This is a genomic window from Psychrobacter sp. D2 (assembly GCF_013608135.1).
GTDB classification, from domain to species: domain Bacteria; phylum Pseudomonadota; class Gammaproteobacteria; order Pseudomonadales; family Moraxellaceae; genus Psychrobacter; species Psychrobacter cryohalolentis.
Window position 1 is genome coordinate 219,806 of sequence record NZ_JACDXZ010000002.1, and the last position, 20,533, is coordinate 240,338.

Annotated in this window: 19 protein-coding genes; 16 read left to right on the plus strand and 3 right to left on the minus strand. The window is 42.2% G+C overall.

The genetic code is table 11. The features are described from left to right. Window positions 1-15 precede the first annotated feature (15 nt). The 10 genes from H0262_RS03620 (at window position 16) to H0262_RS03665 (ending at window position 10,516) form a co-directional block, all read left to right on the plus strand. A complete protein-coding gene (locus H0262_RS03620; protein ID WP_181209719.1) occupies window positions 16-831 on the plus strand; it encodes a thioesterase family protein in 816 nt (271 codons plus the stop codon). Window positions 832-1,142: 311 nt separating this feature from the next. After that, entirely contained in the window at window positions 1,143-2,687 is a 1,545-nt protein-coding gene (locus H0262_RS03625) for a catalase (RefSeq protein WP_181209720.1), read from the plus strand. Between the two features lie 258 nt (window positions 2,688-2,945). Next, window positions 2,946-4,946, plus strand: a complete 2,001-nt coding sequence (gene htpG / locus H0262_RS03630) for a molecular chaperone HtpG (protein WP_181209721.1) — start codon at window positions 2,946-2,948, stop codon at window positions 4,944-4,946. Window positions 4,947-5,281: 335 nt separating this feature from the next. Next, window positions 5,282-6,763, plus strand: coding sequence for a C13 family peptidase (locus H0262_RS03635; RefSeq protein ID WP_181209722.1), 1,482 nt, complete (start codon window positions 5,282-5,284; stop codon window positions 6,761-6,763). Window positions 6,764-6,847: 84 nt separating this feature from the next. Beyond that, window positions 6,848-7,747, plus strand: a complete 900-nt coding sequence (fghA, locus tag H0262_RS03640) for an S-formylglutathione hydrolase (protein WP_181209723.1) — start codon at window positions 6,848-6,850, stop codon at window positions 7,745-7,747. A gap of 270 nt (window positions 7,748-8,017) precedes the next feature. Next, complete coding sequence (locus tag H0262_RS13065; RefSeq protein WP_220432373.1) at window positions 8,018-8,278, plus strand: TIGR03643 family protein; 261 nt, start codon at window positions 8,018-8,020, stop codon at window positions 8,276-8,278. A gap of 152 nt (window positions 8,279-8,430) precedes the next feature. Next, window positions 8,431-9,120, plus strand: a complete 690-nt coding sequence (gene rpe, locus H0262_RS03650; protein WP_011514312.1) for a ribulose-phosphate 3-epimerase — start codon at window positions 8,431-8,433, stop codon at window positions 9,118-9,120. A gap of 105 nt (window positions 9,121-9,225) precedes the next feature. After that, entirely contained in the window at window positions 9,226-9,570 is a 345-nt protein-coding gene (locus tag H0262_RS03655; protein WP_011514311.1) for a hypothetical protein, read from the plus strand. A gap of 121 nt (window positions 9,571-9,691) precedes the next feature. Further along, a complete protein-coding gene (locus tag H0262_RS03660) occupies window positions 9,692-10,003 on the plus strand; it encodes a hypothetical protein (protein ID WP_011514310.1) in 312 nt (103 codons plus the stop codon). A gap of 201 nt (window positions 10,004-10,204) precedes the next feature. Beyond that, window positions 10,205-10,516, plus strand: a complete 312-nt coding sequence (locus H0262_RS03665) for a hypothetical protein (protein ID WP_011514309.1) — start codon at window positions 10,205-10,207, stop codon at window positions 10,514-10,516. A gap of 122 nt (window positions 10,517-10,638) precedes the next feature. Here H0262_RS03665 and rpmG read toward each other — a convergent pair whose 3' ends face one another. Both rpmG and rpmB read right to left on the minus strand, forming a co-directional pair. Beyond that, window positions 10,639-10,794 carry a 50S ribosomal protein L33 gene (gene rpmG, locus H0262_RS03670; RefSeq protein ID WP_010201403.1) on the minus strand — a complete coding sequence of 52 codons (156 nt, stop codon included), beginning with the start codon at window positions 10,792-10,794 and terminating at the stop codon, window positions 10,639-10,641. Between the two features lie 165 nt (window positions 10,795-10,959). Then, the gene (gene rpmB / locus H0262_RS03675; RefSeq protein ID WP_011280972.1) at window positions 10,960-11,196 is read right to left on the minus strand and encodes a 50S ribosomal protein L28; all 237 of its coding nucleotides are present in this window, start codon (window positions 11,194-11,196) and stop codon (window positions 10,960-10,962) included. A 484-nt stretch (window positions 11,197-11,680) separates the two neighbouring features. On the opposite strand from rpmB, the gene H0262_RS03680 reads away from it, so the two are divergent. After that, window positions 11,681-13,897 (plus strand): Ig-like domain-containing protein, encoded by a 2,217-nt coding sequence (locus H0262_RS03680; RefSeq protein WP_181209725.1) that lies wholly within the window; start codon window positions 11,681-11,683, stop codon window positions 13,895-13,897. A gap of 237 nt (window positions 13,898-14,134) precedes the next feature. Next, on the plus strand, window positions 14,135-15,013 hold the full coding sequence (gene purU, locus H0262_RS03685; protein WP_220432374.1) for a formyltetrahydrofolate deformylase: 879 nt from the start codon (window positions 14,135-14,137) through the stop codon (window positions 15,011-15,013). Window positions 15,014-15,135: 122 nt separating this feature from the next. On the opposite strand, the gene H0262_RS03690 is transcribed toward purU, so the two are convergent. Continuing rightward, window positions 15,136-15,942 (minus strand): inner membrane protein YpjD, encoded by an 807-nt coding sequence (locus H0262_RS03690; RefSeq protein WP_181209726.1) that lies wholly within the window; start codon window positions 15,940-15,942, stop codon window positions 15,136-15,138. Between the two features lie 233 nt (window positions 15,943-16,175). Here H0262_RS03690 and ffh point away from each other — a divergent pair, with 233 nt between their 5' ends. The 4 genes from ffh (at window position 16,176) to H0262_RS03710 (ending at window position 20,532) form a co-directional block, all read left to right on the plus strand. After that, a complete protein-coding gene (gene ffh, locus H0262_RS03695; protein WP_149409293.1) occupies window positions 16,176-17,723 on the plus strand; it encodes a signal recognition particle protein in 1,548 nt (515 codons plus the stop codon). Window positions 17,724-17,921: 198 nt separating this feature from the next. After that, the gene (gene tsaB, locus H0262_RS03700) at window positions 17,922-18,605 is read left to right on the plus strand and encodes a tRNA (adenosine(37)-N6)-threonylcarbamoyltransferase complex dimerization subunit type 1 TsaB (RefSeq protein WP_181209866.1); all 684 of its coding nucleotides are present in this window, start codon (window positions 17,922-17,924) and stop codon (window positions 18,603-18,605) included. A gap of 126 nt (window positions 18,606-18,731) precedes the next feature. Further along, window positions 18,732-19,574, plus strand: a complete 843-nt coding sequence (locus H0262_RS03705) for an undecaprenyl-diphosphate phosphatase (RefSeq protein WP_181209727.1) — start codon at window positions 18,732-18,734, stop codon at window positions 19,572-19,574. 67 nt (window positions 19,575-19,641) lie between these two features. Continuing rightward, the gene (locus H0262_RS03710) at window positions 19,642-20,532 is read left to right on the plus strand and encodes a class I SAM-dependent methyltransferase (RefSeq protein ID WP_181209728.1); all 891 of its coding nucleotides are present in this window, start codon (window positions 19,642-19,644) and stop codon (window positions 20,530-20,532) included. Window position 20,533: the final 1 nt, after the last annotated feature.

Sequence of the window (20,533 nt, forward strand, 5' to 3'; positions counted from 1 at the left end):
AATTCAAGGACATTCATGTCAGCTTATTACACTTTTATAAAACGTGAGCAGCAAGCAGATGGTAGTAGTGTTGCTTATTATCAGCCAACTAAGCATGCGCAAGGCGCTTGGAACGAGCATGAGCAACATATGGCGCCAGCCACCGGCTTGCTCACTGCCGAATTACAAAGTTTTATACCACAAGAAAATATGCGCATTGCTCGTATCAGCTTGGATATTTTAGGGCTGATACCGCTTAATGATTTTATCGTGACTACGCGATGTATCCGTCCGGGTAGGACTATTGAGCTTATCGAAGCAGTGATGAGCAGTCGTGGTCGCGATGCCATCATTGCGCGTGCATGGCGCTTGATTACTCAAGATACCAGTGTCATTGCAGGGCTTGAAGATCAAAAATCCATATATAAGCCTGAAGCGTTACCCGCTTGGGATGGTATGAAAGGTTGGCCCGGCGGTTTCATTGAAAGCGTACGTTTGGTAGCTGAACCTAATCGTCGTCCTGGTAAAGGTATGGTATGGATGACCAATGATATCGACATGGTAGAGGGTATGCCTACCCATGACATGGTGCATTTATTGGGCATGGCCGATACTGCCAATGGGGTTGTACCAAGGCTTGGACTGGGGATGGCAAAACTGGAATGGATGTTCCCCAATACTGATTTGCAAATTCATATGCACCGCGCGCCGCAAGGTCGCTGGCTTGGCATTGAGGCAGTGCAGCAATACGGTGATGATGGCATAGGGATTAGCAGCGCTATATTACATGATACGCAAGGACCTTTTGGTCGTAGTGAGCAAATTCTGACTATTCGTCCCATGCCGCGCTAGTGCAAAAATGTATCCAATAGGTAGTCATTGTTTGAGATCGCTCTATGAATGAAAAGCATTTGGATGAGTTAGACAATATTTTGAGTAATTCTGAAAAACAAAACGAAAGCATGTAATTAATTAATTATACAAATCAATGCTAATCGGTTGTAATGGTGTCTAACGAGGCAAGATTACTGTGTTTACAGGTTACTATGAATAAAAATAGCCGTTTTTCAGAAACATGTACAACTATTCTGGATATATTATTAGAAGCTTATTCAGAATAGTTTTTGTACTTTCATCCATTTGCTATCCAAAGGAATATGATTATGAGCGACAACAACAGTAATAATAGCAGCGATAAAAAATGTCCTTACGCCCCGACCCAATTGACGATGAGCAACGGCGCACCGGTGGCTGACAATCAAAACAGTCTCACTGCAGGCAAGCGTGGTCCATTATTAGCACAGGATATCTGGCTAAATGAAAAGCTAGGCAACTTTGCCCGTGAAGTGATTCCAGAGCGCCGCATGCACGCTAAAGGCTCAGGCGCATTTGGTACTTTTACTGTGACCAGTGACATCACTAAATATACCCGTGCTGCTATCTTTAGTGAAGTAGGTAAGCAAACTGAGATGTTTGCGCGCTTTAGTACCGTAGCAGGTGAGCGCGGCGCGGCTGATGCCGAGCGTGACATTCGCGGCTTTGCTTTGAAATTCTACACCGAAGAAGGTAACTGGGACATGGTGGGTAATAATACGCCTGTGTTCTTCTTACGTGATCCGCGCAAATTCCCAGACCTAAACAAAGCCGTCAAACGTGATCCACGTACCAATATGCGTTCGGCGACCAACAATTGGGACTTTTGGACTTTATTACCTGAAGCATTACATCAAGTCACCATCGTTATGAGTGATCGCGGTCTGCCAGCATCGTATAGAAATATGCATGGTTTTGGCTCGCACACTTATAGTTTTTGGAACACCGCCAATGAGCGTTTCTGGGTCAAATTCCATTTCCGCACGCAACAAGGCATTAAGAACTTGACCGATGCAGAAGCGGCAGAGGTGGTTGGTTCTGATCGTGAAAGTCATCAAAAAGACTTGTACGATGCCATCGAAAATGGTGATTTTCCAAAGTGGAAAATGTATGTGCAAATCATGCCAGAAGCTGAGGCGGATACCGTTCCTTATCATCCGTTTGACTTAACCAAAGTATGGCCAAAAGGTGATTATCCACTGATTGAAGTTGGCGAGTTCGAATTAAACAAAAACTCTGACAACTACTTTGTCGATGTGGAACAAGCAGCATTTGCCCCAAGTAATTTAGTACCGGGTATCAGCGTTTCACCGGATAAAATGCTACAAAATCGCTTGGTTAACTATGCCGATGCTCAGCGTTATCGTGTTGGTGTCAATCATCAGCAAATTCCGGTGAATAAGCCGCGTTGCCCTGTGATGAGCAATCATCGTGATGGTCAAGGACGTGTCGATGATAACTATGGCAGTCGCCCGCATTATGAACCAAACAGCTTTAGCCAGTGGCAAGAGCAGCCTGATTATGCTGAGCCACCATTGAAGGTTAACGGCTATGCGGCGCATTATGATTTCCGTGAAGACGATAGCGATTATTTCAGTCAACCTCGCGCATTGTTTAATTTGATGAGTGCTGAGCAACAACAAGTGCTATTTGAAAACACAGCGAACAATATGGCGGGTGTGCCGGACTTTATTCAGTATCGCCACATTCGCAACTGTAACTGGTGTGATGCTGCTTATGGCGAAGGCGTTGCCAAAGCATTAGGTTTAACGGTTGAAGATGCAATGGCAGCCCGTGATTCGGATCCTGCTCGTCATTTGCCTAGCTGCTTATAGCTGATAGGTTTATCTAAAAACATATTACTAAATATACTTGCTAAATCTATTATCATTACAATGACACCGCCTCAGGAAACTAGAGCGGTGTTTTTTATTGAATCAAGTTTTTACGCTTGAAATTTTCTCTCGCGCCCCTATTAGTATAAACAGCTTAGCAGTGTTCAAAACGTAAGCTCTCTAATATTCATTGAGTAAGTTTCGTTTGAGGACTGCTATCTTATAATAAGTTTTTAACATAAATTGAAGGAGTTTTTTATGAGTGAACTGAACCCAGTTGATAATCAAAAAGTTGATAGCATCAATGTTGATAAAAGCAGCCCAGAATTAAAAAAACATACCTTTGAAGCAGAAGTAGCTCAATTATTGCACTTAGTGACGCACTCGCTATATTCTAATTCCGATATTTTTGTCCGTGAGCTGGTTTCAAACGCCTCTGATGCCTGTGATAAATTGCGCTTTGAAGCGACTAATGATGACAGCCTTTATGAAGACGATGGCGAGCTAAAAATTCGTATCGCTGTCGATGAAGACGCTAAAACCATCACCTTTACCGACAACGGTATCGGGATGAACGAAGCTGATGCCATCGAAAACTTAGGCACGATTGCCAAATCTGGCACTAAAGCATTTTTAGACAAGCTGTCTGAATCACAGAAGCAAGATGGTCAGTTGATTGGTCAATTTGGGGTTGGCTTTTATTCGGGCTTTATCGTTGCCGATACTATTAGTGTTGAAACTCGCAAAGCTGGCGAACCTGCGGATAAAGGCGTACGCTGGGTATCAGATGGTACGGGTAGTTTTACTGTTGAGCCTATCACGAAAGAAACTCGTGGCACCGCTATTACTTTGCATTTAAAAGAGCAATATTCTGAGGGTGAAGACAGCTATTTAGACCGTGGCAAAATTAAGCAGTTGGTTAATAAATACTCTGACCATATCAGTCTGCCGATTCAGATGCGTAAAGAAGTTTGGCAAGAAGATGAGGTTGAAGAAGGCAGTGACACGCCTGCCAATGGTCAAATGGTCTTAACAGACGAATGGGAAACCATTAATAAAGCCAGTGCCTTATGGACACGTTCAGCCTCTGAGATTGAAGATGAAGAGTATATCGATTTTTATAAAAATATCACCTATGACATGGACGCGCCACTAGCATGGACGCATAACCGTGTCGAAGGTCGTGTTCAGTATACTCAGCTGCTATATATTCCGAAAAAAGCCCCTGTAGATTTGTACACTCGTGAGCAGCAGCATGGTCTAAAGCTTTATGTTAAGCGCGTCTTTATTATGGACGAGGCAGAGCAGCTGTTGCCAATGTACCTGCGTTTCGTTAAAGGTGTCATCGATTCAGCCGACTTGCCATTGAACGTCAGCCGCGAGCTATTACAAGAGTCGCGTGATGTAAAATCTATCCGCGATGGTAACGCGCGTCGTATTTTGACTTTGCTGGCTAGCCTTGCCAACAGTGAAGACAGTGATAAGCAAGAAAAATTTGCGCAGTTCTACGCTGAATTTGGTGATGTTATCAAAGAAGGCGTTGGCGAAGACATGGGCAATCAAGAACGTATTGCTAAATTGCTGCGTTATGCAACCAGTACTCAGGATAGTGTGACGACCAGCTTTGAAGACTATAAAGCACGTATGAAAGAGGGTCAAAAAGCCATCTATTATCTAACGGCTGACAATCTAGCGGCTGCTAAAAATAGCCCACAATTAGAGCTGTTTAAAAAGAAAGGCATCGAAGTTATCTTGATGACCAGCCGTGTTGATGAGTGGGCGATGAATTTCTTGACCTCATTTGATGAGACACCGCTACAAAACATTGCTAAAGGTGCAGTTGATTTGGGCGACTTGCAAGACGAAGCCGAAAAAGCTGAAGCTGAAAAAGCGCAAGAAACCATGAAGCCAGTCGTTGATAAGCTAAAAACGGCGTTAGGCGAACGTGCCAAAGACGTTAAAGTATCGACGCGTTTGGTTGATAGTCCTGCCTGCTTGGTCGTTGGTGAAGGTGAGCTATCGCCGCAAATGATCCAAATGCTGAAGCAAATGGGTCAAGATGTGCCAGAAAGCAAGCCGACGCTTGAGGTTAACCCTGATCATCCACTTATTAAAAAGCTTGAAAGTAGCGAGCAGTCAGCCGAAGATTTTGATAAATTGGCGCAAGTTATTTTTGACCAAGCATTACTAGCAGATGGCGGTCAGTTAGATGATCCAGCCGCTTATCTCAGACGTGTTAATGAGCTATTGATGAGATAATGTTTAAGGTTTGATAGAAGGTTTTGATAAAAAAGGAGGTCTTAAATTTAAGACCTCCTTTTTTGATAGGTTTTTAAGCGAATTTTACAATTCAGCCTTATGCTCTTGACCGACAATCCGTTACAATCGCGATAGATTAGCGAGCTAAGATATTAGTCAATAATATTGATGTGCGCTATCCGTCTCTTATATCCATTTCATAGTGAATTAAATATAAAATTGACATTCGTATGCCTTGCAAAAGAGTTAATTGAAAGATAGTAAACGGCATGGATATCAAAATATTTTATCATTGATTTGTTTTATTTCTCTCGACTGGCTAGAGGTCTAAGTCTTTGTCACTTGCGTCGTTAAAAACCGTTTCACTGCAGCGCTTTTCGCTCAATTTCGCTGCCAATATTATTGCAACCTTGTGGATGCTAGTAGGCTCAACACGGGCATTCTCTTGGGTTAAACCTACCTTTGTTCAGTTCGCTGTATTTGCGCTATTGGCTTTGGGTAGTAATATCCTATTTTCTTGGTTAGCCGCTCCAGATGGCAGTATTTTCAATGAGCAAGGATTGGTCAGCTATCTCATATGGCCGATGATTATTCTACTTGGCGGCATTATTCTGGCACGGCGCGCAGGCAATCAAGCGCTGGTTTTTGTGCCTGTTGTACTGTGGTTGGTTGCTGATACTTTATCCGCTCTATTACAAAGCTTAGTACAGTTTTTAGGTAGCTATAGCTGGTTGCCCGATTGGAGTTATTCGTTTTTACCAACGCTATTTTTGGTGCTGTTTTTATGGCAGACCTTGGCATTGTTATGGATATTTTCTCGTCGCCTGCGTATACCGTGGTGGGAGCGGATCATCGTCCTCATCGGTGCTGTGGCACTATTGACGATTTGGCAGCGTAACGTCGCTGACCAGCCCATATTTAAGCAGATACCGGTAGAGCCGGTGTTAGAAGAAGCGGCATTATATGAGCAGCCGCGTTTATTACAAGAGGCGCTGGCTCGTATAGATCCTAGTATACCGGGCAAAAGTGATTGGTACTTTATGGGTGTGGCGGGATTCTCTGATCAAAACGTCTTCCGCTCTGAGATTAATAAAGTACGTGAGCTGTTTGATGTGCGTTTTGGTACTAGCGGGCATTCATTGGCACTGATTAATAATAACTATACTTGGCTAGATGAGCCGATTGCCACCAAAACCAGTATTTTACGCGGCTTAAAAAGAATTGGTCAGCAGATGAACGCTGATGAAGACGTGTTATTTATGACACTATCGTCTCATGGCGATCAGGATTTTATCCATTTATCTAATCCACCGCTTGCGATGGATAATCTGGATGCAACATGGCTGCGAGAGTCGTTAGATGCCTCAGGTATTCGCTGGCGTGTTATCGTGGTATCGGCTTGTTATTCAGGCTCTTTTATTGATGAATTGGCGTCGCCGACGACAGTGGTGATTACCGCTTCGGCAACAGACAAGATGTCATTTGGCTGTACCAATAGTGCTGAGATGACCTATTTTGGGCAAGCATTTTTTGCTGAAAGCTTAAGAGAAAACACCAGTTTTTCTGCTGCCTTTAAAGACGCTGCTTATCGAGTAAAAGAGCGTGAGATCTCTATGGGTTTTGAGCCATCAGAGCCGCAAATGGTGATCGGTAGTTTGATGGAAACGGCGTTGCCAGCATTTGAGCAAGTGTTATTTGATAAAACACGACCGCCGCTTGCTAGCATTACAGATACTTCGAATGCGACAACGACTATCAATATTTCACCGAATACGGGCGCAGCCACAGTTGTGGATGATAAGAACACAGCGAACTGATTTTTATCCCATTTTTAATCAGATGCTTTTTTAAATAAGCATCTGTTTTCAACTATTTTATCTTAGCTAAAAAGGATAATGCTCATGAATAATTCTTATAACCACAGTCTCTCAGCCAGCACCCAGTTTACGCAAAAAAGTGTCAATCGCTGTTTTGATGGCGAGCAGCATTATTATAGCCATCAATCAACCTCTACCAAGACGCCAATGACCTTTAGTATTTATCTGCCTGATGAAGCACTAGCAGGGCAGCGTTGTCCGGCGATTTTATATTTATCAGGTCTCACCTGTAATGCAGATAATGTCACCCATAAGGCACATTTTCAACAAAAATGTAGCGAGCTTGGTATGATATTTATCGCACCGGATACCTCTCCTAGAAGTAGTGACGGCAGTGACAGCAATGACGTAGCAAACGATGAGCGTTATTTTGTCGGTCAAGGTGCAAGCTATTATGTCGATGCGACTCAGGCTCCTTGGTCTGAGCACTTTAATATGCAAAGCTATATCGTTGATGAGCTATATGATTTATTACGCTCAGAGTTTCCGATTCATAGTATCGGTATCACAGGTCACTCGATGGGCGGTCATGGTGCTTTGTTATTGGGCTTTAAATTCCCAGGCAAGTTTGTCAGTGTGTCAGCTTTATCGCCTGTGTGCGCCGCTAGTGAGTCGGCATGGGGTCAAGCAGCTTATACAGAGTATTTCGGTGATGACAAGAGCTTGTGGGCGCAAGCAGACGCATCGCAAGTCATTGAAGAGGTCGGTCAGCAGTACTCAAGCATCTTGGTTGATCAAGGCGCGGCTGATGAGTTTTTAGCCGATGGTCAGTTGCAAACGTCAAAATTACAACAGGCGTGTACAAATGCCAAGCAACCATTAACATTGCGCTATCAAGCGGGTCACGATCATAGCTATTACTTTATCCAGACAGTAATCAATGAGCATATTGAGCATCACTGGCGTATGGCACAGCTTAGCTAAAATTCGGTCTCATATGGTTTATTCGTTATAGCGTTTCAAGTTTAAAAGGTTAGATCTATGACAAGTTATCAAGACTTAAGTACCGTTGCTGCCGATACTCCATCAGTAGAGGGTAATTCTGTTGCTACTAAAGCCACGCTTGCCACCATGCAAGCAGATATGGATACTGCTTTAAAGAATAAACAGCGAGACCATACCAGTACCAATTTAAATAATCCTCAAATTCATGCAGTCAAATCAAGCCCAGTTATCGCCGCTTCTAGGAATGATATGATTATTCATGCCCTCGATGAGTCACAAGTGTCGCGCGTGATAGAGATGGCGTGGGAGGACAGGACACCGTTTGAGGCGATAGAGCATAGCTATGGTCTCAATGAGTCCGGTGTTATTACACTTATGCGTCAAGCGCTAAAACCGTCCTCGTTTCGCTTATGGCGTCAACGTGTGAGCAATCGCGCTACCAAGCATGAAGCGATACGAGGTTTTACGGTAGGTCGTGCTTATTGTAAAACCCAATATAAACCGCGCTAATTGTCTGCATGTGCTGAGCGTAGCTATAATATCGATACTCAGTACCCATTATAGACCCTGATTATCCGTTATAATGGACATACGTATTATTCGTGCTATGCATATATCTATATATTAAATCCTTAGTCAAATATCCATTAGGTAGCTCAATTATGATCAGTCCCTCTAAGCCGTATCTAATCGCCCCTTCCATATTATCTGCTGACTTTGCGAAATTAGGCGAAGAAGTAGAACGTGTATTGGCGTCTGGTGCTGATGTCATCCATTTTGATGTGATGGACAACCATTATGTACCCAATTTGACGTTTGGTAGCATGATTTGTAAGGCGCTGCGTGATTATGGGATTGATGCACCAATTGACGTGCATCTAATGGTTAGCCCTGTTGATAGTATGATTGAGCAGTTCTTAGAGGCAGGTGCCAGCATCATCACATTTCATCCGGAAGCAAGCTCGCATATCGATCGTTCTTTGCAGTTGATTAAAGATGGCGGCGCTGAGTGTGGTTTGGTATTGAATCCAGCAACACCATTGCATTATTTAGACTATGTCATGGATAAAGTGGATCAGGTCCTACTGATGAGTGTCAATCCTGGCTACGGGGGTCAGTCATTTATTGAAGGGACGCTAGAAAAGGTTCGCCAAGTACGTCAGCGTATCATTACTAGCGGTCGTGATATTAGATTAGAAGTAGATGGCGGTATCAAAGCCAGTAATATCCGCGCCATTGCCGAAGCAGGTGCTGATATGTTCGTCGCCGGTTCAGCGATATTTAATCAAGAAGATTATAAAGCAGCAATCGATGCCATGCGTGCAGAGCTTGCCTTGGCAAATGGGGAGTAACGCCCCATATAGTAAGTTATATACTATTAAATATTAAAGTTACCTATTATTAATAGCCGCTGTATGACTGATTATATTAAGCGACATGTCAGCTAAAGGTAAAATATGAATATGCAAAATGCAAAACATCGAGCCGAGTCCCAGCAAGACTTGCAATCACGTAGCTTAGTGCCAAAAGGTATTACTATTGGCTTAGCCATGTTCGCCCTTGTTCTGAGTCTGGCAGGTTATGGCTTTCGCCTGATGGTTGGTGAAGATGCCGGTGAAGTATTACGCCACGCGGCGGTGATCGTACCCGCATTTATGCTAGGCATTCCCCTTTTATTTTGGCTAGGTTCACGCCTACTTAACAAGGTTAAAGATATGCATATAGAGAGCTGGAATGCCATTAGTTTGGGGTATTTGACCTCTTGTATCTCAATGCTGTGGTTAATGGGTACTTATAGTTAAGTTTTTATTAGTAGAGATAAAGCTCCTTAATAAAGATAACATTGTAATATTTTTATAAGTTGTTTTTTGATACACTTTTTCACCGTTAAGTCATGCTCTATAAGCTTGACTGGAATTCTACATGAGAATCATACCGACCAGTATTGCCAATATCATTTATCCAAAAGACTTACCAAATGGTTTATTTACCAGCTTAATTATTGCCTGCCTGCTGCTAGGACTGTCTTCACTTCGTCATGGAACTGATTTACAAGGTTGGCTACACGTCTTTGAAAACTGGCTGCTCATGTTATTGATACTGCCAACCGCGACTGCGACAGTAGCGTTACCGTTCAAATATCGTGATCCGACATTAGAGTTAAAGCTCATGTACTATCTCGGTATGTTTGTTGCTTTCTTATTTACCCTAGCAAAACTGCGTTACTGGCGTTAAACGCTGGTAATTTCTATAAAACTAAGACCATCGAACGTAGGTTGTGCAAAAGACTTATAGGATAGCCCTTGAATTATAGCGCCAAAGCGTCCATTGTATGAATAAGATAGTTTTGCCCGCATGACTGTAAGACAGTAGCTTTAGTAAGTGGAATCAGCGCGTTTTTTACAGGTATAAATCGGGATAATAAGGATACAATGAATGCCATACGATATCGATAATGAGATTGAAGTAGATAATGACAGTACCGATCAGTTTGCAGGGTTTGCTAAAGAGACGACCCTTGAGCTGGTAGAAGCAGACGATGGCAAATTGCTCTTACGTGATGCTGAACAAGATGATGCGCCGCTAATGACCATTGATTTTTCTGATAAGTTAAAAGAGATATTGGGCAGTGATACCCAAGCGATAGGTCAGCATATGATTCATGCTGCAATCCAAGTGATTATGCAAAAGCAGATGAGTCAATGGCATGCGCATGTCTATGACAAAGAGCCAACGCACTATAGTTAATGATGTATAAATCAATAGCAAATAGATAAATAGTAGTCAGTCTAAATAACGACAATAAAAAAGGGTTTATCAATTGATAAACCCTTTTTTTGTTCAAATAAAACCATTTATGAAAATGGATATTATTTGATTTTTGCTTCTTTAAAGATCACATGCTGGCGTACTTTTGGATCAAATTTTTTGATTTCCATTTTGCCAGGCATAGTGCGCTTGTTTTTGGTAGTGGTGTAGTAATACCCAGTACCAGCAGTTGATACTAATTTAATTTTATCTCTCATGATGGCTTTCCTGTAAATGAGCGGTCTTCAATCGATAGGTATGGGTCTAAAGTATTAAGTTGCTGTAGATAGTATCCAGTCATAAATATATGAGCTGGTAAATCTTCAGCATAACAGCAGCCTAAATAGCGATATTCATCGATAGATTAGACTGCCAATATTTACTTAAACTTTTTGACCTTGTGCGCGTAGATCTACTAGCACTTTATCGATACCCAATTTGTCAATGATGCGCATACCTTTGGTAGACACACGTAGACGTACAAAACGATTTTCAGACTCTACCCAAAAACGATGGTTGTGAAGGTTTGGTAGAAAGCGACGACGGGTTTTGTTGTTTGCGTGCGAAACATTATTACCCACCATAGGGCGCTTTCCAGTCACTTGGCAAACTCTAGACATGGCGAACTCCTAATCTATGAGGTATGAGTTTTTCTCATACCAGTCTGGGCAAGTTGCACGTATTTGCGGCATGGACACAGCAAGCGGCAGCTTTGCACCAAACAAAACTATATGAAGGTTGAGCTGATTTACTGTCATCTAAAGGCAAATAACAGGCAAACCAAATCAGAAAATTTTAAAGCCGACATTTATACCATAAAAGTAATGAATACTCAAATATTTTTGTGATAGTTGTTGGTTTAAAGGGTAGCTATTATACCCTGAAATGAGCGTCCTATGTTATTGATTATTTAATAATAAGGATTCACTTTTTAGTTGTAAGTTATGACAAAAGTCAGTAAAGTCTCAGTTATATATTTAATACAATCTGTTAATACTAATGGCATTATTGTAAGTGTATGTATCATTACTAATCTATTAGGATTCCGTGTAATGATTTTGCCTGTTTACTTACACAAATGATTGCCGCTGCGGAGTTCCAAACATGTCATACACCTTATTACCTACCTCTAAATTATTTCAGCTCACCTTTTTAACCTGCGCATTGGCACTGGCTGGTTGTGGTGGTGGAGATGGCACGGATATAATTGCGCCTGCCCCTGATTTGGGTCCTGAAAAGCCTAGCAATGGTAGCAACGGTGAGGATGGAACAGGAATACCAGTAAGTGCTATCAATGTAACACCTATAACTTTAATAGATTCCTATGGCAAAGTAACTCGTACTATTACGTCAGTTGGAGCGAGTGCAACAGTGATAGTAACTGATGGTAATAGAAATCCAGTAAGCAATGCTTTGGTATCCTTTCAAGCTGAAGGTGTTATATTTGGTACTAGCAATAACACTGTTTTGACGAATGAAAAAGGTGAGGCATCTATATCCGTCAAACCTTTAGATAGTGCAAATACAGGAAGCTATCAACTCAGCGCAACTGTTAATTATAATGATTTGACCGAAACTACGCCTGGCTATAACTTTTCTTTACAGGCTATACAAGTGTCACTAACTGAATTTACATTGTCATCTACCAGTTTGGACTCGGGTAGTAATACAAATATCACTCTCAAAACAAAAGATGCAATCAATGACGTTTACCAAAACGATGTTACTGTAAACTTCACTACTAGTTGTGGCAGTTTTGATAGTAATAGTGTCATTTCTAGCAATCAAGGTGATGTAAGTACAACTTATAAGGCTATTGATGATAATGGTAACTTATGTGAAGGTGCACAAACCATCACTGCTACTCCTGCGAACAATCCAGTAAACAGACAAACAAAGAGTATAAACATCTCTGGTATTGAAGCGAGCTCAATATTTTATACCACAACTGAGAAACTGCAGTTAGGAGCAAGTAATAGTGGCTCATCAAGCTCAGGTCAGATAGAATTTACTGTATTCGCAAATGGCAGACCTGCTGCCAATCAGCAAGTTGAAATAAGTAAATTGCAGGTACCTACTGACTTTAGTTTTGTAACATTAAATAACCAAGCCCCCAGAACAGTAACTAGTGATTCGCAAGGTAAGGTCGTCGTCAACTTATATCCAGGTGCATTACCCGGACCTGTAGAAATTAAAGCCACCTTAAAATCAAATACCAGTATATTTGCCTTATCAAAAGACGTCTCTGTAGCGACAGGACGTGCAACTCAAAATGGTGTTAGTATTTCGTTGAGCAAAAACGTATTAGCTAATAGTGTAGATGGCGATACTGCAACCATTACAGTACGATTAGTAGATAGAGTAGGTAACCCTGTACCCGATGGTACAGTAATGAGTTTCGTCAGTGAAGGTGGTAGAGTAACGCCAAGTTGCGCGACTAACAAAGGAATATGTACGGTTGAGTTCAGTACTCAAAACCCACGTCCAGTAGATAATCGTGTCGCAGTAATTGCTTATGTAGAAGGTGATAAAGCTTATATTGATAAGGATGGCGATAATCAATTTAGCGCTGGTGATATATTCACGCATAACATCGGCGACTTCTTCCGTGATGATAACGAAAATAACAATTATGATTCTGAAGCTGGCGAATTTGTATATAGAAGAGGGGCTACTGGCGCTGTTTGTGCACCTTCTTCTAACTCTCAACCAAATATTGAAGATACCTGTGATAATAAGCTGTCAGCTATCTTACGCCAACAGTTTATACTAGGTTTAGCTTCCGATAGTCCAGTATATGAGGGTTTACCTGGTTCTCTTAATCCTAATTTAGGAAAGACGGCAATCACCCGAGCTTTTAAAATGTATGGTAATAGTGCACGTACGGTCAGTATGCCGTCAGGAACTACCATTAGTGTTGTGGCTGAAGATAAGACTGACTACTCTCCTACGGTAGAACTGACGAATGGTGTAATACAGGTATCAAATGCTGAGCCAAATACTACGGCTATTGTTAAATCAGGTTCAACCTCTATTAGTGTTTCAATCAGTGGGAACGGTACGGGTTCAGTAAGTACCACGTTGCCAGAAGGGTCATCCTTGACTGTAGCAAATACGAATGTGACCTGTGAAGCAGAGCTTACTTCTGGCAATTTGAAATTACCTAGTATTATTAATCTAGGAGTTGGTAAAGTAGTTGATAGCGCGGTAAGCTATAAGTTCGAATATAGCGGCTGTCGTCCTAATGATAAAATCAAATTATCAGTAACAACACCAGCTCCAGCCGCTACTACGACAACGACCACAATATCTGTCATATAGTAAGCCTCTTACAATATTATAAATACAAAACCCCCAACCCTCGCGTTGGGGGTTTTGTATTTATAATCTGAATAATTAAATACAACCAACTCAATCAGCAAATTCTTGCAAAAACGATTAGAATAGTCGGTTTCCTATGCTGCTAGTTATATTTAAAGTGAGCAGCAAGTTTTATTTTTAATTGAGCGTACTATGTCAGACACCGCAACGATTGCTTCACCAAAAACGTCATTTCAAATGACACCTAGAGAGATTCCTACTATTACTGCTACAGCGACCCTATTGATCAAATGCCGTGACCAAGCCGGTATCGTACAAGCCGTATCTGAGTTTATTCATCGCTATGGCGGCAATATCATTACGTTAGATCAGTACTCAACGGCTCATGAAGGCGGTCAATACTTTATGCGTTTAGAGTTTGCTTTAGCAGGATTGAGCGAGATTATCGATAACTTTGAGGCCAGTTTTGCGCATACCGTTGCCAAACGCCACAATATGGAATGGCGCTTACATGACAATGCGATTAAGACCAAAGTTGGTATCTTGGTATCTAAATTTGATCATGCCTTATTAGACTTACTATGGCGTCATCAGCGCGGCTTGCTCGATTGCGAGATTACCTGCGTGGTAAGTAATCATATTGCTTTACGCCAATCAGTAGAAAATTTTGGTATCGCTTTTTATCACGTTCCAGTGACCAAAGATAATAAAATAGAAGCAGAAGAGAAGATCCATACATTGATGGCGGGTAATGATTTATTGGTGCTAGCGCGCTATATGCAGATATTGTCGTCAGACTTTGTTAAGCGCTGGCCCATGCAGATTATCAATATTCATCATTCGTTCTTGCCTGCGTTCGTCGGTGCTGACCCTTATCGTCAAGCTTATGATAAAGGGGTGAAGTTGATTGGCGCAACTGCCCATTATGTGACCGCTGAGCTCGATCAAGGACCTATCATTGAGCAAGATGTGCACCGTGTGACACATCGTCAAGGTGTCACAGAGCTACGTGCTATTGGTCGCGATATCGAGCGTAATGTATTGGCACGCGCAGTCAATTGGCATGTACAAAATCGCGTGATTGTCGCAGGGAATAAGACGGTAGTATTTAATTAGGTTTTCATTAGAGTGGTTTGAAATTTAGAACAGAGTATTAAAAGATATTTAATAAAAAAGCTGCGAGTATTATTATTTAATACTCGCAGCTTTTTTACTATATTATTACTGTGGAACTGGTTCTATAACAGCATCTCTAATACAAACTTACTACCAACAAAGCCAATCGCTAATAAAATAAAAGCATAGATAGTCATATTAGCGGCACGTTTTCCGCGCCATCCAGCACGCCAATTACCGATAAGTAATGCGCCAAACAGCAGCCAAGACATCAGGCTAAAGGCTGTTTTGTGCACAAGATGCTGCGCCATCAAGTCGTCTACGTAAATAAAGCCAATACCCAGTGCGATACTAAGCAGGACAAAGCCGACCAATAGCATATCGAATAATAGGCTCTCCATGCTTTGAAGAGACGGCAGCTTGTTGACCCAAAAGCGGTGAATCGATTGATGCTTAAGCTCACGTATTTGTAGTCGCAAAAATAGCGCTTGTACCGCTGCCATCAACAGCACACAATATGCGGCAAGCGACAGCAAGATATGAGACTCAAGCCCAATGCTAATATCCGTAATCGGACGATAAGGCGCGCGTCCAATATGACCGATTAGCATACCCACAAGAGCAGTCGGTGCCGCGAGGATACCCAGACTGACAATAGGTCGATACAGAGAAAACATGACGTAAAAAAACAAAAAGAATAAGCTGATCAAGCTGATGATATTAAACAGATTGAAATTTAGCCCATAGAGTGTGACTATGTGTGGATAAAGTAGCCCTGCGTGTGCCAACATGCCCACAAATAATAAGCCTAAGCTTGGGCCTTTATGGATAGGTCTATCTTGAATCAGCGCCCAACCAATATAGATGCTGACTAAGAAATAAGCCATCGCAGCAAGTAAAAATGCAAGTTGCAAGATATAAAACCTCATCTCATAATGCGCGCAAAATACGCGCTTAATTTCATGCTAAAGTGGTATTATTAGAATAATTACCCAATTTATCATAAAATGGCACTCAATTGAGCACCGTCTTATGTATTCCTGATAAATGCTTAGCAATTGAGCTTGAATACCTGAGATCACATACCCTAATAGTATTTATCAACTCTTTTATTTATGAAGAGTTAAGCTTAATCCAGAATTATTTTAACTGAGAGTTATTTATGTTTGATACTTTAACAGAACGATTGTCGTCTAGTCTGCGCAATATCGCAGGCACGGGGCAATTGACCGAAGACAATATCAAAGACACTTTACGCGAAGTACGTATGGCGCTGTTAGAAGCCGATGTGGCATTGCCAGTCACTCGTGATTTTGTGAAGCGTGTCAAAGAGCAAGCGCTTGGCGCTGAAGTGCTTAAAGAATTAGCACCAGGACAGGCATTTGTCAAAATCGTCCATGATGAGCTGACTGAAATGATGGGCAGTGCCAATCAGCAGCTTGAGATGACAGGTAAGCCGCCAGTTATTTATCTGCTAGCAGGTCTGCAAGGTGCTGGTAAAACTACCACTGCCGGTAAATTGGCGAAGTTCTTACAAGAGCGCCATAAGAAAAAAGTCATGCTGGTATCTGCTGACGTTTACCGTCCCGCAGCGATTGCCCAGCTTGAGCAAGTCGCTGGACAAGTAAATGCCAAGTTCGTCAATTCAAGTAGCGACGAAAACCCTATTGATATCGCCTTGCGTGCTATCGAAGAAGCTAAAATTCAATATCAAGATATCTTGATTATTGATACAGCGGGTCGTTTGGCTATTGATGAAACCATGATGGATGAAATCAAGGCGTTAACCGCTGCGGTCAATCCTTCTGAGACACTGTTTGTTGTTGATGCGATGACCGGTCAGGATGCGGCAAATACTGCCAAAGCCTTTAACGATGCGCTGCCATTAACGGGCGTTATTTTGACCAAGACTGACGGCGATGCTCGTGGCGGTGCGGCGCTTTCTGTACGCGCCATCACAGGTAAGCCAATTAAATTCTTGGGTCGCGGTGAGAAACTAGATGCGCTAGAGCTGTTCCATCCTGAACGTATTGCCCAGCGTATTCTTGGTATGGGTGACGTCTTAAGTCTGGTTGAAGAAGTTGAGCAAAAGATTGACCGTGATAAAGCCGAAAAAATGGCGAAAAAGATGCAAAAGGGCGGCGAGTTCGACCTTGAAGATCTATTGACCCAGTTTCAGCAAATGAAAAGCATGGGCGGTATGGCGGGCTTCTTAGATAAGATGCCAGGTATGGGTGGCTCGGATATGCAAAAAGCGGTCGAAGAGGCCAAGCCTGAAGAAAAAGTACGTGAGATGGAAGCGTTGATCAATTCGATGACGCCATTTGAGCGCAAAAATCCTGATAAAATCAATCCAAGTCGTAAGCGCCGTATTGCTGCAGGCTCAGGTCGTGAGATTCAAGACGTCAATCGTTTGCTCAAGCAGCACAAGCAAATGGCAAAAATGATGAAAATGATTTCTAAGCCTGAAGGCATCAGTAAAATGATGAAATCGATGCAAGGGTTGATGGGCGGCGGCGGTGGAGCAGGCGGCGGTGGTCCATTATTCGGCGGTGGCGGTCAGCAAGGTGGTGTTAAAGATGTGAACCCACAGCAAATGGCAAAGCAAATGGGACTTGACCCAAATAACATGCCTAGCACTGAAGAGATGCAAAAACAGATGCAAGAGCTACAAAACCAAGCGCCGAAGAAGTTTAAAACACGTTTTTAAATGATTTAGTGCTACTGGGAAATATTGATAATAAAAACCTCAAAGCTAAATAAGCTTTGAGGTTTTTTCATATTTTGAATATTTGAGTGAATTCTCACAAAGAATGCATGAAAAATATAGAAAGCAAGTCAATTAATCTGTCCTAAATGCTATGATAGGCGCTGTTTTACGATGTTAAGAGAATTAGCCGAGGTTATGATGTTTTTAGCAATGGATACCGTGTTCGATCAGTGTTCGATCGCCATTTTAGATGCCAGCGGTCAAGTGTTATCGAGTCATACCGAGACAGGTAAGCGCCAGCAGACCCAGCAAATCTTACCGATGATTGACGCGGCATTATCTGAGGCGCAGCTAAAACTGGCTGATATACAAGCGCTTGTCTTTAATCGTGGTCCTGGTGCCTTTAGTGGTATACGAATCAATACGGCAGTGGTACAAGCGCTATCTGTCGCGCATGATATTCCTTGTGTGGGTATCTCAAGCCTGCAAGCGATTGCGCAAGCGGCGTATCAGCAACAGGGTTTAAGCGAAGTATACAGTGCCCTTGATGCGCGTATGCAGCAGGTATATTTTGGGCAATATGCTCTAATAGACAATATTATGCAGGCGGTTAATCAAGACAATGGCGAAGATACTGAGCAGCTACTTGATTATGATAGCCAGACAGCGCTAGAGATTCCTATCGTTGGCAATGGTGCCGGTTTATTAAGTCTACATGACGGTCAGATTATTCATGCTGATATCCATCCTGATGCGACCGTGATAGGACAATTGGGTGTGGCTCAGTTTATGGTCAATGGCGGAACAGAAGCGGCGCAAGCTTTACCCAAATACTTACGCAATCAAGCGTGGAAAACGTTGAAAGAGCAAGGTAAGGCTTAGTATACCCTTTCTATATTCAGTGCTTATAAAGCTTTCAAGTGTCGCACGCGACAATAACAGTATTACGAATATAACAATATAAAACAAACGCCTTTACTGTTTTCGGAATTTCTTAGGAATAATTTTGTGGATATTATTTTATTAATTCAAGCTGTCATCATGGGTATCGTTGAAGGTATCACTGAGTTTTTGCCCATCTCTAGCACAGGATATTTAATTTTATCCGCTGATTTGATGGGTTTTTGGACCAAAGAAAAAGTCGATTTGTTTGTGGTGGTGGTGCAGTTTGGCGCTATTTTAGCGGTCATATATGACTATTGGGGCAGACTCTGGCAGGCACTGATGGGTTTGCTGACGGGTAAAGCAGAAGGGATGAGTAATCCTCGTCAGCTGGGACTTAGCTTAATTGTCGCCACTATTCCAGTGATGATTGTTGGTTTTACTTTTGCTGATGAGATTAAAGCCTATTTATTCAATCCTATCGTCGTTGCAATTATGCTGATTATCGGTGGTTTGCTGATCTTTTATGTTGAGAATCGCCCGAAAGCCATTATTGCAGAAGAAGCAGAAGACGTTAGCCTAAAAACAGCTTTGATGATAGGTTTGCTGCAATGTTTGGCATTGATACCCGGTACATCACGCTCAGGTGCGACGATTATTGGTGCACTGTGGCTTGGCGTCTCACGTAAAGCCTCCGCTGAATTTTCTTTCTTTTTGGGTATTCCGGTCATTATTGGTGCGGCTCTACTAGATTTTATTAAGCATCGTGACGTTTTAACCAGTAGCGAAGATTGGTTAGTGCTAGGCATTGGTACTGTCGTATCGTTTATCGTGGCCTTGCTTTGTATTCGCTTATTGGTCGCTTGGGTCAGTCGCCGTGACTTTAAAATCTTTGCATGGTTGCGTATTATTACCGGCATCATCGTATTGGTCGCTGCTTGGGGTTTTGGTTATCAGATGGCAGGCTAAACTTCATGATGGAATGGTTTTTAATAGAGATTCATGATGTTATAAGTATTAAAAAGGAATGGCAGTCATGACCAATTTGAAGCAAGTGCTGACTGCTGATATAAGCTGCCAACTACTTTATGTTAATGAAACGCAGGCCAGTCAAGTCGAGAGCTTGCAGGCACTCATAGCTAAGCATAAGCTACCCATTATCTTGAATACTGAACTGGTGACAGAGAAATTAAATCAAAAACGTCGCCAGCAGTTAAGCCAGATAGCTACCCAACCTATATTGCTGTTAGATGAAAAAGATAAACTTTCATGGTTGAGTGATGGGGTAAGCGTTGCCCCCGAATGGGATAAACTGCAGCGGCGCGTAGTCAGTGCAGGGCGTAAGTCGGAGCTGTTATTACAAGCCGCGAAATTGACCGCAGATAGTCAGGTCATTGATGCAACTGCTGGTTTTGGTCATGACAGTTTGATACTGGCGAGTACTGGTGCACAAGTCATCATGCTTGAGCAGCAGCCATTGATGGCGTTATTGTTGCTTGTAGAGCAGCTGCGTATGAGTACGCTGCCAAATTGGCAAAAGCTGATGTCACGTTTGCAGATTATTAATACCGATGCGCTCACTTATTTTAAAAGGTTTAATAACTATCTAGGGGCTGATAACGAGCAAGCCATTGATATGATATATCTTGACCCTATGTTTCCAGAAAACAGTTATCAAGATAGCAAGACGGGGAAGGGCGCGAAAGTCGGTAAGCATATGCAAGCATTGCATCAATTAGCGCATCCGCCAACGTTAGATGAAGAACAGCAATTACTACAATCTGCACAAGCCGTTGTCAGTCAAAACGGTCAAAAACAAGGTCGCGTCATCGTTAAGCGTCCACAATGTGCGCCGTTACTTGCTGATCAACAGCCAAGTGAAAGCTGGAATAATGAAGCAGTACGTTTTGACGGTTATTTCGTTTAAT

What these genes read in the sequence shown, in the direction of transcription:
- H0262_RS03690 (WP_181209726.1), bottom strand. Translation starts at nt 15,942, where the DNA reads ATGAGGTTTTATATCTTGCAACTTGCATTTTTACTTGCTGCGATGGCT.
- H0262_RS13065 (WP_220432373.1), top strand. Translation starts at nt 8,018, where the DNA reads ATGATTATTCATGCCCTCGATGAGTCACAAGTGTCGCGCGTGATAGAG.
- H0262_RS03680 (WP_181209725.1), top strand. Translation starts at nt 11,681, where the DNA reads ATGTCATACACCTTATTACCTACCTCTAAATTATTTCAGCTCACCTTT.
- htpG (WP_181209721.1), top strand. Translation starts at nt 2,946, where the DNA reads ATGAGTGAACTGAACCCAGTTGATAATCAAAAAGTTGATAGCATCAAT.
- H0262_RS03710 (WP_181209728.1), top strand. Translation starts at nt 19,642, where the DNA reads ATGACCAATTTGAAGCAAGTGCTGACTGCTGATATAAGCTGCCAACTA.
- H0262_RS03665 (WP_011514309.1), top strand. Translation starts at nt 10,205, where the DNA reads ATGCCATACGATATCGATAATGAGATTGAAGTAGATAATGACAGTACC.
- ffh (WP_149409293.1), top strand. Translation starts at nt 16,176, where the DNA reads ATGTTTGATACTTTAACAGAACGATTGTCGTCTAGTCTGCGCAATATC.
- tsaB (WP_181209866.1), top strand. Translation starts at nt 17,922, where the DNA reads ATGTTTTTAGCAATGGATACCGTGTTCGATCAGTGTTCGATCGCCATT.
- H0262_RS03625 (WP_181209720.1), top strand. Translation starts at nt 1,143, where the DNA reads ATGAGCGACAACAACAGTAATAATAGCAGCGATAAAAAATGTCCTTAC.
- rpmG (WP_010201403.1), bottom strand. Translation starts at nt 10,794, where the DNA reads ATGAGAGATAAAATTAAATTAGTATCAACTGCTGGTACTGGGTATTAC.
- H0262_RS03620 (WP_181209719.1), top strand. Translation starts at nt 16, where the DNA reads ATGTCAGCTTATTACACTTTTATAAAACGTGAGCAGCAAGCAGATGGT.
- purU (WP_220432374.1), top strand. Translation starts at nt 14,135, where the DNA reads ATGACACCTAGAGAGATTCCTACTATTACTGCTACAGCGACCCTATTG.
- H0262_RS03660 (WP_011514310.1), top strand. Translation starts at nt 9,692, where the DNA reads ATGAGAATCATACCGACCAGTATTGCCAATATCATTTATCCAAAAGAC.
- H0262_RS03655 (WP_011514311.1), top strand. Translation starts at nt 9,226, where the DNA reads ATGAATATGCAAAATGCAAAACATCGAGCCGAGTCCCAGCAAGACTTG.
- rpe (WP_011514312.1), top strand. Translation starts at nt 8,431, where the DNA reads ATGATCAGTCCCTCTAAGCCGTATCTAATCGCCCCTTCCATATTATCT.
- rpmB (WP_011280972.1), bottom strand. Translation starts at nt 11,196, where the DNA reads ATGTCTAGAGTTTGCCAAGTGACTGGAAAGCGCCCTATGGTGGGTAAT.
- fghA (WP_181209723.1), top strand. Translation starts at nt 6,848, where the DNA reads ATGAATAATTCTTATAACCACAGTCTCTCAGCCAGCACCCAGTTTACG.